Source organism: Simplicispira piscis, assembly GCF_054783455.1.
The window spans coordinates 152,952-169,504 of record NZ_BAAGQN010000006.1 but is presented as its reverse complement, the minus strand read 5'-3'; the positions used below and the strand labels follow the sequence as shown (position 1 = coordinate 169,504).

Below are 16,553 nucleotides of genomic sequence, written 5' to 3'. Positions count from 1 at the left end.
ACAGGCGTCAGCGGGCGCCGGCCAGGCCTGACTGCAGCAGGTCGCGGATCAGCTTTTGCGCGACCGCCGAGAGGGCTTCACGGCTCCAGCCACTTTTACCGCCGGTGCCACTCCACAGAATGTCACCGGAGGCCACGTCGATGATTTGCAGCGTCACGCCGGCAGCGGGCTCACCGTCCACACCGACCTTGTAGCGCCACTCATCCACCGCACCGGTCAGCGCATAGCGCGCCTGGCGCTCGCGGGCCCATTCCAGGGCTTCCTGCTGGCGCTTGCCGTCACCGGCATCGAACAAGGCTTCCTGCTGTGGGCCGGTTTCGTAGCGCTGCACTTTGCCCACGCCTTGGGCGTGCAGAAGGGCCAACGCAATGGCTTCGGCGCGGTTGCCCGCCAGCGGGGTTTCGGTGTGGTTGGCAAAGGGCAGTACCACCCAGTGGGCCTGGCGTTCCAGCGCAGGGGCAGCACCTCGGTCCAGGGTGGAGCAGGCGCAGAGCAGCAGCAGGGCTGCGCCCATGAACAGAGTGTGCAGGCGTCGCAGGGTGGTGGTGTGGTGGTGCATGGGGTACCTCATGAAGCTTAAAAATGAAGACGGTAGGTCAATTGCAGGTCGCGGGTTGTGCCCTGGTTCTGGATGCCTGATTTGGACTGGCCCCAGCTCAGGCTCAGGTGGTCGGCCCCCCACACGTTGCCCGCCATGCCCAGGCGCACGCCATAGCCCGGACCCAACCGGCTGTGCCAGGTGCGACTGATGCTGGCGAAGGGACGCAGTGCGCGTGTGTAGTCCTGGGCGTAGCGCGTGTTGGTGGACAGTTCGATGCCGTAAAAGCGGAAGTTGTCGGGCAAGAAGAAATCCGGTCCCAGCCCATTGGTGCCCGGCGGCAGAAAGCCCTGTACGCCAAAAAGGGCCGGATCCATGTCCACCAGGTCTCTGCGCCGGTACGCATGGGTGGACCAGAAGGCACTCCATTCGAGCGACGGCGCATCCTGTCGGTAGGTGTGGGTGTACTGGAGGGTGCTGTGCCGGCCGTTGCCCACCTCCATTCCTGTCTGGAGTTCGTAGCGCTCACCAGCGTGCGTGAGCGAGAACTGGTCCTGGCGCGTGGCCTGGTAGCGCAGGCTGGCGGCTGCACGGCTTTTCATGCCGGCGACGCGCAGTGCCAGGCTTTCTTCGCTGGGCAGGCGTACACCGATCTCCGAGTGCAGGCTCAGACGGCTGTCCAGGCGCTGCTCATGGGTGATTTGCACAGGTGTCGTGTTCAGAAAACCTTGTCGGCGCGCGACGTGCAGCACTGTCTCGCCGTCCAGGTGCCGCCAGTGCAGGCGCGTCTCCAGCAGCTTTTCGCTGGGCGGGAGGCGTATGACGAGGGGGTCGGTGGACTGGCGGCGGATGCTGGCAAAGTTCAGGTCGAGTGCCAGTCGGGGGCTTAGCGCGAAGTGCAGAACGGCTTCGGTGCGCTGCTCGTCCATGCCGCCCAGCTGCGCCGCCGTCACCCGGGTGCCCGCATGGTCGCTGAAGGCCAGCAGGTTTTCCGTCAGTTGCAGGTGCAGGGGTGCATCGTCGTGCTGGTCATTCTGGGCTTCGAAAGCAGCCGTTTGGGCCAGGCGCACGTCCTGGGCCGCAGCCGCGGCGTTGATGCGGTCGTAGCGCGGCAGGCGCTCGTCGAAGGTCTCCAGCAGTTGCCCGCTGGCAGCCCTGTCGTTTTCGGCCAGGGCGACGGTGATCTCGGCCCACAGCGGGCGGTGGGCGCGCAGGCTGTGGCTGCGCGCGTATTGGTGCCATAAAAAACCGCGCTCGGCGGTGTATTCGCCAGCGTCCTGCAGCCAGCCAATGGCTGTTTCGGCGGCGGCGTTGGAGAAATTGCCGCGGGCATCACGGTCCAGCCGCAGCAATTCACGCAGCACATCGATGGCGGCGTCGCCAGGGCGCTGCGTCAGCATCAGGCGTGTGCGGGCAATGCGCCGTGTCTGGTCCAGGCCTGCATCGGTCAACCACAGTTGGCGCGCCTGCGCGCGCGTCAGGCGCGTGCCGCCTTGGCCCGTGCGCGCAGCCTGCCATTCGCGTGAAAGCAGATGGCGCCGCAGGCGCCAGGCGCGGTCGGCCTGCTGGTTCTGGTCCAGCGCGTCGGCATAGTTCATGAGCCACAGAAAATCGTTCTCATGGGCTTTGAAGCGGGGCGTCAGGTAGCGGTCGAGTGCCGTCTGCGGCAGTGACAGTGCCTGGTAGGCCGATGCCAGCGCGTCGTGCACATCTTCGGATCGGCTCCATTGCTGTTCGTGCGTGGCCAGCAGTGCGCGCAGCGACACCGTGTCATTGCCATCGATGAACAACCACAGCAGGGCTTGCTGCATGTCGGTGGATTGGGGGCTCGCGCGCAGGCCTGCTTCATACAGGCGGCGCGCTTGGGCCGCGCGGCCCTGGTTCTGGTGCCAGGTGCCGGTCAGGCGCAGAAATTCTGGGCTCTTCCATAGAACGGCCAGCGTCTCCCGGTTGGCCTGCGAGCCTGGTTCCAGGGGCTTGAGCAGGCTGGCAAAAGCATCCCACTGGCCGCGACCGGAATAGAGCGTCAGCGCTTGCAGCAGGTGGCGTGGCTGGTGGAAGCGTTCCCAGGCAAGGGCCGCGACCTGCGCCGCTTCCAGGGGGTAGTCCAGCAGCAGCATGCGGATCAGTCCGTCAAAGTCTCCCACGTCGATGTCTGGGGTCTCCAGCAGCTTGCGGTAGGCGGCGATGGCCAGCGGAGCGCGCTGCCGGCTTTCGGCCAACTGCCCGGTCATGCGCCAGAAATCGGTCGCTGTCTGCGGTGAGGGGGGCTGGTGCTGCTGCGCGGCCTCCAGCCACGCCAGGCCCTCGTCAGGCCGGTCATGGGCGAGCGCCAGCACAGCCGCGCGCATGGCCCGCTCGGGGGTGGCCTGGCCAGGTTCCTTCAGCAGGCGGCGCCAGCTTTGCAGCGCAATGTCGGGTTGCCCGGCCCGCTCGGCCAGTTGCGCCAGAATTTCCAGGGTGGCAGGGGTGCGGGCGTGCTGCTGCAGGTAGTCCAGCGCGGGTTGCGGCTCGCCCAGGCGCTCGTAGGTTTGCACCAGGGCCTGGAGGAGTGGCAGGTCGTCCGGCTGGCTGCGCAATTGGTTGCGCAGCGCCTGCACCAGCGCCGCATCATCGAACTGGCCCGGGGCCAGGCGCAGCACAGCCTGCCAGGCCTCTTTTTTCTGGGTCTGGCGGGCAACGACCAGCCAGTTTTCCAGCGCCACGTCCAGGCGCAACGTCCATTCCGAAACCTGGGCCAGTCGTTCGCGCCAGACCAGGTTGCCGGGGCTTTGTTGCACGGCGGCTTGGGCGATGGCCCAGGCATCTTCCAGCTTGCGGTTTTCCAGGAAAACCTGGTAGCCCAGGGAGTAGGTCTTGTCGTCGAAGGGCAGGCCGGGTGTGGGGGGCGCCGCACGCGCGCCATTGCCTGCCATGCGTACCAAGACGGGGGCTGTGTGGGGGTGATCGCCGACCTCTGTCCTGGCAGATGCCAGCCAATGTGCTCCGTCGTCATAGCTATTCGAGACTGCGGCGGTAGGCTGGCGGCTTGCGCGCCATGCCGCCGGGTGCAGTTCGGCGAAAGGGCTTGCGCCGACTGCAGTCTGAGCGGCGGCCCATGCCGTGGGGTCTTGCCATTGGCGCAGCAGCGCCATGCGCAAGAGGCGGCGAACGTAGCGATCGGCTACCTCCGGCTTGCCTGCTGCGCGGGCCAGTTCGGTCAGGAAAAACAGAATGTCCCGGTCGTCGATCAGCGCGCCCACTTCGCGTTCGGCCAGTTCCAGCGCGGCCAAGGGCTGGTTGCCCGACTGCAGTGCACGCACGGCGGCCAGGTACAGCCGTTTGCTCTCCTTGGGCTCTGCTGCGGCTTGGCGCGCCAGCATGTAGAGCTCGGCGCTGCTGGCGTAGTCCGATGTGGCCAGTGCTTCGCGCGCTGCGCGCTCATAGAACTGGGCGGCTTCGCGGGGGCTGGTTTGCGCGGTGGCCAGCGTACTGTTGATTGCAATGCCCAGCGCCGGTTCGTTGAACTGTGCAGCCAAGGCGGCCAGGCGACGCTGCCGGTCTTCAGGCCAGGTTTCGCGCGCCAGGGCATGGAGCTGTTCGCGCAGCGCTTGTCGCAAGGTGTCGCGGCGGGCGCTGTCCTTTTCCGGGGTGCGTTGGAACTCGGTGTACGTCAGCTCCCACAGCACCCACAGTGCGTCGCGGTGGATGTCCGGATGGCTGGAATCGAGTGCCGGTTGCAGTGTGGCCCGTGCATCCGCAGTCTTGCCATGCACCATCTGGCGCTGTGCCAACAGCAGGCGCAGGCGGGGATTTTCCGGGTCGCTGCGCAGCAGGTTATTCAGGTAGGAGAGCGAGAGATCCGATTCGGTGGTTTCGGACAGGCGCCGCTCCAGATCCTGGCGCGGATACAGCAACCACAGAGCGACGCACACCATTGCCGCCATCAGAGCGATCAGCCAGCCGGGCGCCAGGACGGGGCGCTCAGCGTGCAGGGCAGAGGAGCTGGATTTGAGCACGGGCATCTTGGAGCCGGAAATACTGCACCCCCGGCTGGGCCGAGGGCCCTGCCGGGAGGGGAGAAAGAGCGCGCTGGTTGGCGCGGACCTGGCAACGGCTGGCCGCTGCCAGCGCAAATTCGAGCGGCGCATGCGCCTGCAACTCCAGTTCCAGGCGTTGCCCCTGGTCCGACCAGGCCCAGTGGCCCAGGCGGCCGTTGGCTTCGAACAGGTAAGGTGCGCGCGGTGCTTCTGGCGTGCTGGCGGCCTGCGTTTGAAGCCAGGCGCGGGGGCCGGTGAGGGAGACATACAGCCCCTCTGTGCCCGGGCGGTAACCGGCCACGCCGGTACTGGCCTGCAGGTCGGGCGTGCCCAGGGCGGCAGGCAGGCGCAGCGTGCGCAGGTTGCCGTTGCCGCGCACGCGCCAGCCCGTGCCTTCGCGGGCGATGGCAACGCTATCGAAATCCTGCACCTTGGCGATGAATTCCGAGGTGAAGACCGGGTGCAGCGGGTGCGCCAGCGCCCAGCCGTACACCTTGTGCAGCGCCTTCAAGCCGGCCTGCTTGCTGGCGGAATAGACGTGGTAGTAAATGCCTACAGGCTTGATGCGCCGGGGCTTGTCTGTCATTTCAAAGGTCTCTATGGCGCGCTCGTATCCATAAAAAGGCCCAAGCCACAGGTTGGTATAGATGTTTTCGTTGGTGATGGGGGCGTACACCTGCAGGAAACCGTTCTTGCGGATGCCCAAAGCGCCCACGGCGGTGAGTGACGGGTTGGCGCGCGTGATGGAGGTATCACCCCCATTGATGTTGAGCAGCCCTGCGCGCTCGGTGATCTCCAAGGCCTCGGCGTTGGGCGCAGTGTCGCCCGTCCACTGCAGAATTTTGACTGGCTTGCCCGTGGGGGCCAGCCGTTCGCGGATGTAGGCGGTGGAGCCGACGATTTCGCGACTCAAATCCATGGTGTAACCGGGGATATTGAGGTTGTAGGCAGCCTCTGCGTTGTCTTTGAACAGACCGTGCAGCGTGCTGTGATCCCACAGAAAAGGGTGGGAATAGGTGTGATTGCCAATCTCGACATGCGGCAGCTTGAGCATCTGCCGTGCAATGCCCTCCAGGCGCGGACTCAGGTCGGGGTGCAGACCATGGGGGGCGATTTCTGCCTCGATGACCGACATGGTTTGGGGAATGCGGTACCGCTCCAGCACATCCTTGAGCAGGATCTGTGCTGCCGGTGGGCTGCCGGGCAGTTCAGCCAGTGATGCAAAGCCGTCGCCATCGACATGGGCCAGTAGCAGACGGCGGCCGTTCTCCGTAGTGGTGTCGGGTACGGGTATGGGGGACAGGCGCAAGGCCTGGGTCAGGAAGGCAAACGGATCCACCACCCAGCGAGAAAAGTCGGTGCCGGGGATTTCGATCAAGGCATAGGGGTCCAGGATGAACCCGCCCCAGGGCGTGAGCGCCCCGCCCACGAAAGCACGCTGGCGCTCATCGCGAAACTCTACCAACGCTTGGGCCTGTGTGGCCATGGCTTCGGTCAACTGCGTGGGCTCGTAGCTGCGCGTCACCAGAGGCATGGCGGTCTCAAAAGCCAGCATCGGATGTTGTGATGCCAGACGCAAGGCGCCGGTGGGTTCCAGCGGGCCGGTGCGCAGTCCGAGTTTGCGCGCCCACTGGCGATCGGGAGACTGGCCGATGTCGCCGACGATCGCCAAGGGCATACCCTCGTCCATGCGATCTTGCAACCATTGGCCTACGGCCTTGCGTCGGCCTTCGGGGAGATAGCCAGCGAACCAGGTTGCTATCCCTGCATACCGGTCGCGCAAGATGTTGTCGGGCAAGGGCTGGAGTGCGTCCGCATACTCTGCGATGTAACCCATGTGGTTGATCGGCATCTGCAGGTAGCGGTGGGCGTTGGAATAGTTCAGCGACGGCGATTCTGCGCTGTTGTAAACGATGAGAATGCGCCGCGGCACCGCTTCAATGCTGCCGATGCCCATGGTCTCCAGCGCGCTGTCGGTCACCCAGGGAATGAAGCCCTCGGCCTGGATGCGGGCCGCCGTGGCGCGGGTGAGGGTGCGATCCTGGGGGGAGACATAGTCGATGACGAGCACCGGCAGGCGCTCCTGGTCCCGGATGGCGCGCAGCTGGTCCAGCAGCCAGGCCCGGTTGGCTTCGCTCACTTCTTCGTAACGTTGGGTGCTGGCGTTCCAGCCCTGGTACAGCGATTCAGCCGCCACCATCTGGATCTTGTCGCGTACCTGCGGCACGATCTCAAAACCCCGGTTGAGCACCAGCTTGATGCCGGGAAAGCGCTGGTGCAGGGTTTCGATGACGCGCACCAGCCCCCGCTGCTGGGCCTTCTCGTCAAAGCGGGTGGCCAGGCGGTAGGAGTCGAGCGTGTCCAGGAAGAAACCCCGGTAACCGCGCTCCCATAAAGGCGCAATCACGCGGCGGGCAAAAAAATCAGCCCACTCGGGGGGCGTCTGGTCGATGACGTCTGATTTCCAGTGGCCGTTGCGCGCCAGCTTCCATTGCGCTGGAATATCCGCGTAATAGGGGCGCGACGCCTGTACCTCTGCGACCGATACGTAGGCGTACAGGTCCGTGCCGGGCAACCGTGGCGGGGTTTTTTCGTGGTCGGGCTCGACCACCAGCATGTCGAACGCCCGGAAGTCCGTCAGCGGCGTGCTGTGGCCGTAGTACAGCGCCACCGCCGGCGTTGCCCGGGATGCCAGCGGCCACAGGCACGCCGCAAGGCACAGCGTGCACCAGAGGGCAAGTTTTGAGGCAGTGGTCATCCGTCGCGCGAACATGGCGTTGTGAAATCAATGGGAACAGAAAAATTCGGACCACCAACGCTGCTGCAAGGACAGGGCAGCGAAACGGGGATTCCCAAACGCAGCGCGACATAGAGCGTGGATGGTGCCAGCATGCGTGGCAGTATCAAAATGTCACAGTGGATTTTAGAAAAGAGCTGATAGCTACACTATTAAATCGTATTTAAATTAGTAGTCAAAAATTATGAAAAAAATACCCGTTCCCGCACCCGTATTGCAGTCGCTGCGCCAAGGAGCCCGCCCATGATTCTGGTGACTGGAGGCGCTGGCTATATCGGATCGCACACCTGCGTGGCACTGGCTGCGGCCGCAGAGAAGTATCTGGTGCTCGACAACTTCAGCAACAGCCGCCCATCGGTGCTGGAGCGCGTCGAACGCATCACTGGGGTCGCTCCTCAGTATGTCGAAGGGGATGTGCGCGATGGCGCACTGTTGGAGAAGGTGTTCGCTCAGCACCCCGTGACGGCGGTGGTGCACTTCGCGGGGCTCAAGGCCGTGGGTGAGTCGGTGCGTGAGCCACTGCGCTACTACGACAACAACGTGGCAGGCACGTTGACACTGCTGCGTGCCATGCAGGCCGCGCAGGTGCGCAGCCTGGTGTTTTCGTCATCGGCCACGGTGTATGGCGAACCGGCCAGCCTGCCGATCCGTGAAGACTTTCCGCTCTCGGCCACCAATCCCTATGGCTGGAGCAAGCTCATGATGGAGCAAATGCTGGCCGATGTGGACGCTGCCCAGCCCGGTCAATGGCGCATCGCGCGGCTGCGCTACTTCAACCCCGTGGGCGCACATGAGAGCGGCCTGATCGGCGAAGACCCGCAGGACGTGCCCAACAACCTGCTGCCCTACGTGGCGCAAGTGGCCGCTGGGCAGCGCGCGTGCTTGAGCGTCTATGGCAATGACTACCCCACCCCCGACGGCACTGGTGTGCGCGACTACATCCACGTCTGCGACCTGGCAGACGGCCATGTGGCCGCGCTGCGCTACCTGCGCCAGCACCCGGGCCTGCTGACGGTGAACCTGGGAACGGGCCGGCCCGTGTCGGTGCTGGAGATGGTGCGCGGCTTCGAGCAGGCCAGCGGCCGCCCGGTGCCCTACCAGGTGGTGGCGCGCCGCCCTGGGGATGTGGCTGCATGCTGGGCCGACCCCTCGCTGGCCGAGCGCCTGCTGGGCTGGAAAGCGCGCCTTGGCACAGAGCGCATGTGCCAGGACGCCTGGCGATGGCAGGACGGTGTGGCGCGCAGCCTGCAGATGTCTTGATGCTATCTTAATAATAGCTTGTGGCGCTTGATGGTATTGAGTTTCAATATGAAAATAATTTGAAAATCAATATCAACAAGCGCAAGCAGCTCACTTATTCATAGTGCTCCGTGCGCATTGCGCGGGCCATGGTATCTTGCGGGCCTTGTCTTCAACACCCGGATTTCCAGCGCCATGCTTGCCAAACGCATCATTCCCTGCCTTGACGTGACCGGTGGCCGCGTCGTCAAGGGCGTCAACTTTGTCGAACTGCGCGATGCCGGCGACCCGGTGGAGATCGCCGCGCGCTACAACGCCCAAGGGGCGGATGAGCTGACCTTTCTCGACATCACCGCCACCAGCGACGGGCGCGACCTGATCCTGCACATCATCGAAGCCGTGGCCAGCCAGGTCTTCATCCCGCTGACCGTGGGCGGGGGCGTGCGCACCGTGGACGATGTGCGCCGCCTGCTCAATGCCGGGGCCGACAAGACCAGCTTCAACTCGGCCGCCATTGCCAACCCCGAGGTCATCAGCGCGGCATCGAGCAAATACGGCGCGCAGTGCATCGTGGTGGCCATCGACGCCAAGCGCCGCAGCGTTGAGGAGCAGGCCCGCCTGGGCCTTGATGGCCAGCCCGTGGGCGCTGGTTGGGATGTGTTCAGCCACGGTGGGCGCAAGAACACTGGGCTGGACGCCGTGCAGTGGGCCATGGAGATGGCGCGGCGCGGCGCGGGCGAGATTTTGCTCACCAGCATGGACCGCGACGGCACCAAGGCCGGCTTTGACCTGGCGCTGACACGCGCCGTGAGCGACGCGGTGGATGTGCCCGTGATCGCCTCGGGCGGCGTGGGCGACCTGGACCACCTGGCCGACGGCATCCAGATCGGCGGCGCCGACGCGGTGCTGGCCGCCAGCATCTTCCACTACGGCGAGTACACGGTGGAGCAGGCCAAGCGGCATATGCGGGAGCGGGGGATTCCGGTTCGGCTTTAGACTTTTTGGGGTTAACGGGCTTGCCGGCGTTAGCTGCCCTTTTTTGAGTTTTTGCTGATTGTTTTGAGGGCGGAGGCCGGGATTCGCCCCGGCGGGCGACCTCCTTTCTTGTGCGCGACAAGAAAGGAGGCAAAGAAACGCGCCCCACAGCCTGCGGCCCCTGCGGGGCAACCTGCGCCGGGGTGCTTGCGGGGTGCGCCGCATAACTCACTACGCTGCTGCGCAGCTGCGTTCAGACAAATGCGGCGAGTCAGATCACGAAGCGGGTGTGTCCTGCGGCACACCCGCCACCCCGCAAGCACCCCGCCGCAGGCGCAGCCAGAAGGGGGTTGGAAGCCCCAAACGGGCCATCGCTGCGCTCGGCCTGACTTGCGCGGCGCGTAGCGCCGCTACCCTCTCGGGGCCGAGCGCAGCAATGGCCCGGGTGGATGCCCGATCCCAGGGTTCCCTTCAGGAGACCCCGCTGGACGCAGGTTGCCCGTAGCGAAGCGCAGGGACGCAGCCTGCAGGGGCGCCCTTTCTTTGGTGACTTTTTTCGGCGACGCGAAAGAAAGTTACTCGCACGCCGGGCGACTCCCGGCCTCCGCCCGCTGCAAAGGCATGTCGGTAGCTATAAAAACAATAGCTATCAGCGCTTAATCTATAAGCGTCAGAGCTCAAAAACACTAAAAGCTCAATCCCGCGTGACCCGCAACACTTCCTCGCGGCTGGTGATGCCTTCGCGGATCAGGCGTTCGCCATCGTCTCGCATCAACTGCATGCCATCGGCCTGGGCGGCTGCGCGGATATCGGCCTCGGAGGCCTTGTTGTGGATCTGGGCGCGGATGGCGTCGGTGGTCGTCAGCAACTCGAAAACGCCCGTGCGCCCCGCATAGCCGGTGAGTCCGCAGACCTCGCAGCCTGCGCCCTGGCAGGCCTTGCAGGTCTTGCGCACCAGGCGCTGCGCCAGCACCCCCAGCAGCGAGCTTGACAGCAGGAACGGCTCCACGCCCATGTCGGTCAGGCGCGTGACGGCGCTGGCGGCGTCGTTGGTGTGCAGGGTGGCCAGTACCAGGTGGCCGGTCAGGCTGGCCTGGATGGCGATTTGCGCGGTCTCGAAGTCGCGGATTTCGCCGATCATGATCACATCCGGGTCCTGGCGCAGGATGGCGCGCAGGGCCTTGGCAAAGGTGAGGTCGATCTTGCTGTTGACCTGCGTCTGGCCCACGCCGGGCAGCTCGTACTCGATCGGGTCTTCCACCGTCATGATGTTGTTGCGCATCGCATCCAGCCGGGTGAGCGCGGCGTACAGCGTGGTGGTCTTGCCCGAGCCCGTGGGGCCGGTGACGAGCACGATGCCGTGGGGCTGGCCGATCAGGCCCGTAAAGCGCCGCAGTGTGTCGCCCTGCATGCCCACAGCCTCCAGGCTCAGCTTGGCTTCGCTCTTGTCCAGCAGGCGCAGCACGGCCCGCTCGCCGTGGGCGCTGGGCAGGGTAGAGACGCGCACGTCGATCGCGCGTGTACCCAGGCGCAGGCTGATGCGGCCGTCCTGCGGCAGGCGTTTTTCTGAAATGTCGAGGTCCGCCATGATCTTCAGGCGGCTGATCAATGCCGCGTGCAGCGCACGGTTGGGCTGCACCACCTCGCGCAGCGTGCCATCCACACGAAAACGCACGCTCGAATGCCGCTCGTAGGGCTCGATGTGGATGTCGCTCGCGCCGTCGCGTGCGGCCTGCGTGAGCAGGGCGTTGAGCATGCGGATGATGGGGGCATCGTCAGCGGCTTCCAGCAGGTCTTCCACGGCGGGAAGCTCCTGCATCATGCGCGAGAGGTCGGCGTCAGACTCGACCTCGCTCACTACCGTGGCCGCGCTCGATTCGCCCTGCGCATAGGCCGCACTGATGCGCTGGGCGAGCGCGTGCGCATCGAGTGACTGCAACTGCCGTACGGCGTGCTTGCGCAGCACCTCGCTGAGAGCGGCCGCGTCCGGCGTGGGGCCATGCCAGAGCACGAGCTGCTGGCCGTCGTCCTCCAGCAGCAACTGGGCACTGCGGGCGAAGGCGTAGGGCAGGGGGTGGCGCATCGGCAGGGTCTCAGTTGGCGTTGGCAGGGAAGACCTGCGCATCGGGCGCCGCTGGGCGCAGGGCGGGTAGCACGGGCGCACCGGAGATGGAGTTCATCACCGCACTGGGGGTGGGCTGCACCACCTGCTGCAGTGCGCGGATGGATTCGTAGCGGTCGAGCATCAGTGCATCGCTGGTGGCCGCATCACGCACCACCACGGGGCGCAGGAACACCATCAGGTTGGTCTTCTTGCGTGAGCGGTTCTCGCTGCGGAACAGGGCGCCCAGCAGCGGAATGTCGCCCATCACCGGCACCTTGTCCTCGGCCTGCGAATAGCTGTCTTCCAGCAGGCCGCCCAGCACGATGATGCTGCCGTCTTCCACCAGTACATTCGACTCGATGGCGCGCTTGCTGGTGGTGGGGCCGTTCACGTCGCTAAGGGTGTTGCCGTCGATCTTGGAGACCTCCTGGTAGATCGCCAGTTTGACGGTGCCGTTCTCGTTGATCTGCGGACGCACGCGCAGCATCAGGCCGACGTCCTTGCGTTCCACGGTGGTGAAGGGGTTGACCGCGCCGCTGTTGCCGCCTGTGTTCGCATACGAACCGGTGACAAAGGGGACGTTGTTGCCAATGATGATGCGTGCCTCTTCGTTGTCCAGCGTCATCAGGTTGGGGGTGGAAAGCACGTTGGCGTCGCCGCTGTTCTGCAGGAAGTTGGCCAGCGCGCCCAGGTAGTACTGGCCGGCTATGCGCGGAGCCAGTGCCAGGTTCAGCCCGCCCCCCAGTTTGCCCACGGCGCTGCCCACGGCCGTGGCGTTGCCCGAGGCCAGCGCTGTGGTCAGGCCCAGGATGTTGGCGCCGGCAGCGCCTGAATTGGTGCCGATGACCCCTACGGTGCCATCGCCTTGCTTGCCCATCACGCTTTGCCACTGGATGCCGAACTCGGTCAGCTTGTTGGCGTTGACCTCGACGATCAGGCTCTCGACCAGCACCTGCGCACGGCGGCCATCGAGCTTGTCGATGACCGTGCGCAGCTGGCGGTATTGCGGCTCGGGTGCGGTGATGATGAGCGAGTTGGTGGTGGGGTCGGCCTGGATCTGCCCGCCGGTGGAGGGCTGGTTGCTGCTGGTGCTGGAGGACGATGCCCCCGCGCCCAGGCCACTGCCTGCGGCCGCGCTGGAACTGCCGCTGGTGGTGCCGCTGCCCATGGCGCTCAGACCGCCCGTGGACGTGCTGCTGGCGGGTGCCACGCTGCTGCCTGCGCTGGCCTGTGCATTGCCCGTGCCGGCCGATAGGGCGGCGCGCAGCGTGGCCGCGAGCTTGGTGGCGTCGGCGTTCTTCAGGTACACCACATGGATGTTGCCGCTGGCGGCGCTGCTGCCGGGTGCGGGCGGCTGGTCGAGTTTTTCTACCAGGGCACGCACTTGCACCAGGCGGGCCGGGTTGGCGGCGCGCAGGATGAGGGCGTTGCTGTGCGGCTCGGCCAGCAGTGTGGTCTTCAAGGAGGTGTCGGCCTGCCCCGGTGCGGCGGCGGCTGCGGTGGGCGTGGCGCCCGCATCGATCAGGCGCGCCACCAGCGGCGCCAGGTCGGTGGCAATGGCGTGCTTGAGCGGGATGATCTCCACATCGCTGGCATTGGAGACATCCATGGCCGCGATGATTTTGCCCAGGCGCTGCAGGTTGTCGGCATAGTCGGTGATGACCAGCGCATTCGTTCCCGGATTGGCGTTGATGGTGTTGTTCGGGCTGATGAGCGGGCGCAGCACCGGCACCAGGTTGCTGGCGCTTTCGTAGTTGAGCCGGAAAATCTGCGTGACGATCTGCCCGCCCGTCGGGCCTGCGCTGCCCGCCTTGGCCACGCTCACGCTGCCACCTTGCAGCTTGGCGTCGGCCTCGGGCACCACCTTGTAGAGCCCGGCCGCTTCGACCACCGTGAAACCCTGCAGGCGCAGCGCTGCCAAAAATTGCTGGAAGGCTGCAGCCGGGAGCACGGCGCGTTCGGTCACCAGATTGATCTGACCGCGCACACGCGGGTCCACCACCACGTTGCGCCCGGTGATGGTGGCCATGGTGCGTGCCACGGCTTCGATCTCGGCGTTGGCAAAGTTCAGCGTCACGGGCTCGCCGGGGCGCACGCTGGCGGTGCTGGTGTCCAGCGCCGTTTGAGCATAAATTGTGCCGCTGGCGCTTGCCAGCAAAGCGCTTGCAGCTATTGTTGTAATAGCAAAATGCAGGCGGTGCTTGGTCAGGGGTGTCATACGGTATCCAGGGTTAACCGAGCGTAATGAGGGAGCGTGCGCCGTTGCGCCGCCCGATGATGTTGAGCAGGTTGGACAGTGCGCCTTCGCGTTCCGGCACGGCGCTGGCCTCGCCCGTGAAGCGCAGGCGCTGGCCCACCCATTGCCCGCTGCCCGAGAGCTGCAAGGCGCCCTGCAGGGTCTGCAGGCCCAGCGTGGGCGTTGCCCCGCCTTGTAGCGTGAGGCGGTAGCTGCCCATGGGGCGCAGCGTGGACAGGCGGGACGACATGGACAGCGCGTCGAGTTGCGCCTGCCCCTCCAGCACCATCCGCCCGGCGGCCCAGTCCACTTGCAGGCCCCGGGTTTCCAGCGCGAGCTGGCCTTGGGGCTGCAGCGTGTTCCAGGGCGTTCCCAGACCCGCCAGCATGGCCGCAGGCCAATGGCTCTGGCCATCGGCCACCGTGATGCGCGCGCCATTCCAGCCGGCCTGGGCCTGTAGCTGCAAGGGCGCAGGGGTGCAGCAGGCGGCGTCGATGTGCGCACGCAGGCCGCCCCAGGCAGGGCGCAGGCGCCAGCTGATCCGGCCGGGCAAGGTGGCCTGGTCCTGGCTGGCGTGGCCGCCGGTCAGCACCAGTTGGCCCGAACCCGTCCAGACGGTGCCGCGCACCCCGGCCAGCAACACGCGCTGGCCGCTGGCCTGGGCGATGCCGTCGGCAAGCCACTGCGCCGGCGCAAACACCGCCAGCGTGGGCAGTGCGCCCACCAGAATGCCGCCCAGCGCCCACGCCCAGGGCGAGCGTGTGGCACTACCGGTGGGGCGTGCGGGGCGGCGGAAGGTAGGCATCGCGACAGGCAAGGAGTGATCAGGGGGAATCAGCGTGGCGGCAGGGCCAGCACGATGCTGCCATCCCAGCGCACGGGCGGTGTGCCAGTGTTGGCCGTTGTGGCGGTGCGCGATTCTGGCGCCGGGCTGCGCACCAGGCGAACTTCCTGGGGAACGGCCCGTGCATTGCTGCGTGCCTGGGCCAACCAGCCCGCCAGTGCGTCGGCCGGTGTGCCCTTGAGGGTGAGGGTGGCACGGTCGCCACTTTGTACCAGGCGCGCACTGGCGCCCAAGGCGGCAGACACGGAGGCCTGCAGCGCGCGCTGTGCGTCGTCGGCGTTGGCGCGCGGCTGGGCTTGCAGTTGCAAGGCCTCGGCCTGCAGGGCCTGCATCTGCTGGAGCTGTTTGTCCAGGCTGGCGTGGCGGGCCGGGGCGCTGCGCAAGGTGTGCAGCGCGGGGGCCAGTGCCAGCCACCACAGCAGCGCCACGGCCACCACGGCGCTGGCGGCCAGCAGCAGGCTTTGTTCGCGCGGGGCCAGGGCCTGCCAGCGGGCATGCAGGGCGCTGGCGGATGGGGAGAATGGAGTCATGCTGCGGCTCATGGCGTGGTGTCGGGGCGTACCAGCAGGCTGTCGCCGTCGGCGCGCAGGCTGTAGCCGCTGGCGCGTGCGGTGTTCGCGGCGTCGGTCAGCTCTTGTGGCGTGAGTGTGGTGCCGCGCAGGCGCAGTTCACCGGCGCTGTAGTCGATGGCTGTGGGCTGCTGTGCGGGGGGCAGGGCCAGGGCGGCGGCAGACAGCAGTGGCTCCAGGTCGCGGGCCGAGGTGCTGCCCGCCGCCTGGCGCAGCAGGGCCAGTTCGCGCTCCATTTGTACCGGGGCATCGACCACGACCTTGACTTGCGGGAAGGTCTGCGTCAGCGCATTGCGCACGCCTGCCTGCTTGGCGGCCAGTGATTTTTGTTCCTGCCAGGCCCAAGCGTTGAGGCCGGCCAGGTGCGCCACGGCCAGCAGCGCGGCGCCCCAGCGTGCGGCGCGCCATTGCGGTGCCCGCAGCAGGGCGCCAGCCAGGCCGCCCGCCTTGCGCAGTGCGCGGGTGCGGCCGCTGCTGGCCAGGTCAAACTGGGCCAGGTCCCAGGGGGTGCGCGCAGCGCGCAATGCGTTGTCGCTGTCGGTATACAACTGCACCGGGCGGCCCAGCACCTGCTCGGCCAGTGTGGCCACGGCGGGGGCGGCCAGCACGGGGGGCGGCTCTTGCGTGGTGTCGGTGCCGACCAGGGCCATGGCGGCGCTGGAGAGCGGCAGGACGGTCACGCCCAGGGCCGTGCCGTGGCCCGTCAGGGCCAGCCAGGCGTCCTCGGGGGTGCCCAGTGCGTACAGCTCGCACTGGCCGCTGGCGGTGGGGCCAGGGGTGAACTCGGGCACCACGCGCGCCACGGGGTGGCCTGCGGCTTCCAGCTCTTGCAGCGCGCTGCGCAGCCAGGCGCGGTCGCAAATGGCCACCCAGGCGGGGGCGCCGGGCTTGGCGCCGGGCTCCAGGGCAAAGTGCAGTTGCGCGGGGTCATCGAGCAGGCGTTCTTCCAGCAGGCCGTCGAGCACAGCGCGCAGGCGCGGGGCCTGCAGGCCAATGCCGGGCGGCAGGGACACGCGCTGCCAGGACAGGGCCTGCGCGGGCACCACGGCCACGACCTCGCTGGCGCGGCCCATGGCGGGCAGCAGGCTGGCGCGTGCATTGGCGTGGCGGCTGGCGCTGTGGCCGTCAGGACTCAGCGTGTAGCGGTATTCGGTGGCGGTGCCGGAGCGCGCCAGGGGCAGGGTAAGGATGAGGGTGCTCATGGGCGGTTTTCGCGGGCCATTGTAGGGTTC

10 protein-coding genes are annotated in these 16,553 nt (G+C 66.6%); 2 read left to right on the top strand and 8 right to left on the bottom strand.

Going from position 1 to position 16,553, the window contains the following annotated elements; all coding sequences use genetic code 11:
• Window positions 1-7: 7 nt before the first annotated feature.
• Genes ACYVOC_RS02960 through ACYVOC_RS02950 form a run of 3 tightly spaced genes read right to left on the bottom strand, consistent with a single transcriptional unit; the run spans window position 8 to window position 7,315 of the window.
• A complete protein-coding gene (locus ACYVOC_RS02960) occupies window positions 8-559 on the bottom strand; it encodes a penicillin-binding protein activator LpoB (RefSeq protein WP_461160827.1) in 552 nt (183 codons plus the stop codon).
• A 17-nt stretch (window positions 560-576) separates the two neighbouring features.
• Window positions 577-4,542, bottom strand: coding sequence for a tetratricopeptide repeat protein (locus ACYVOC_RS02955; protein WP_461160826.1), 3,966 nt, complete (start codon window positions 4,540-4,542; stop codon window positions 577-579).
• Window positions 4,502-7,315: a bifunctional glycoside hydrolase 114/ polysaccharide deacetylase family protein gene (locus ACYVOC_RS02950; RefSeq protein ID WP_461160872.1), complete on the bottom strand. Its 2,814-nt coding sequence runs from the start codon at window positions 7,313-7,315 to the stop codon at window positions 4,502-4,504. Before ACYVOC_RS02950 ends, ACYVOC_RS02955 begins: the two co-directional genes overlap by 41 nt.
• Window positions 7,316-7,597: 282 nt before the next feature.
• Between ACYVOC_RS02950 and galE the strand changes: the two genes are divergently transcribed.
• A complete protein-coding gene (gene galE / locus ACYVOC_RS02945) occupies window positions 7,598-8,614 on the top strand; it encodes a UDP-glucose 4-epimerase GalE (RefSeq protein ID WP_461160825.1) in 1,017 nt (338 codons plus the stop codon).
• Between the two features lie 174 nt (window positions 8,615-8,788).
• Entirely contained in the window at window positions 8,789-9,589 is an 801-nt protein-coding gene (hisF, locus tag ACYVOC_RS02940; protein WP_461160824.1) for an imidazole glycerol phosphate synthase subunit HisF, read from the top strand.
• 673 nt (window positions 9,590-10,262) lie between these two features.
• On the opposite strand, the gene ACYVOC_RS02935 is transcribed toward hisF, so the two are convergent.
• The 5 genes from ACYVOC_RS02935 to gspL are packed head-to-tail and all read right to left on the bottom strand — an operon-like array spanning window position 10,263 to window position 16,523.
• Window positions 10,263-11,651, bottom strand: a complete 1,389-nt coding sequence (locus ACYVOC_RS02935; protein WP_461160823.1) for a GspE/PulE family protein — start codon at window positions 11,649-11,651, stop codon at window positions 10,263-10,265.
• A 10-nt stretch (window positions 11,652-11,661) separates the two neighbouring features.
• Window positions 11,662-13,890 carry a type II secretion system secretin GspD gene (gene gspD, locus ACYVOC_RS02930; RefSeq protein WP_461160822.1) on the bottom strand — a complete coding sequence of 743 codons (2,229 nt, stop codon included), beginning with the start codon at window positions 13,888-13,890 and terminating at the stop codon, window positions 11,662-11,664.
• Window positions 13,891-13,903: 13 nt separating this feature from the next.
• Window positions 13,904-14,713 carry a type II secretion system protein N gene (locus ACYVOC_RS02925; RefSeq protein WP_461160821.1) on the bottom strand — a complete coding sequence of 270 codons (810 nt, stop codon included), beginning with the start codon at window positions 14,711-14,713 and terminating at the stop codon, window positions 13,904-13,906.
• A gap of 29 nt (window positions 14,714-14,742) precedes the next feature.
• On the bottom strand, window positions 14,743-15,282 hold the full coding sequence (gene gspM, locus ACYVOC_RS02920) for a type II secretion system protein GspM (protein ID WP_461160820.1): 540 nt from the start codon (window positions 15,280-15,282) through the stop codon (window positions 14,743-14,745).
• An 8-nt stretch (window positions 15,283-15,290) separates the two neighbouring features.
• Window positions 15,291-16,523 (bottom strand): type II secretion system protein GspL, encoded by a 1,233-nt coding sequence (gspL, locus tag ACYVOC_RS02915; protein ID WP_461160819.1) that lies wholly within the window; start codon window positions 16,521-16,523, stop codon window positions 15,291-15,293.
• Window positions 16,524-16,553: the final 30 nt, after the last annotated feature.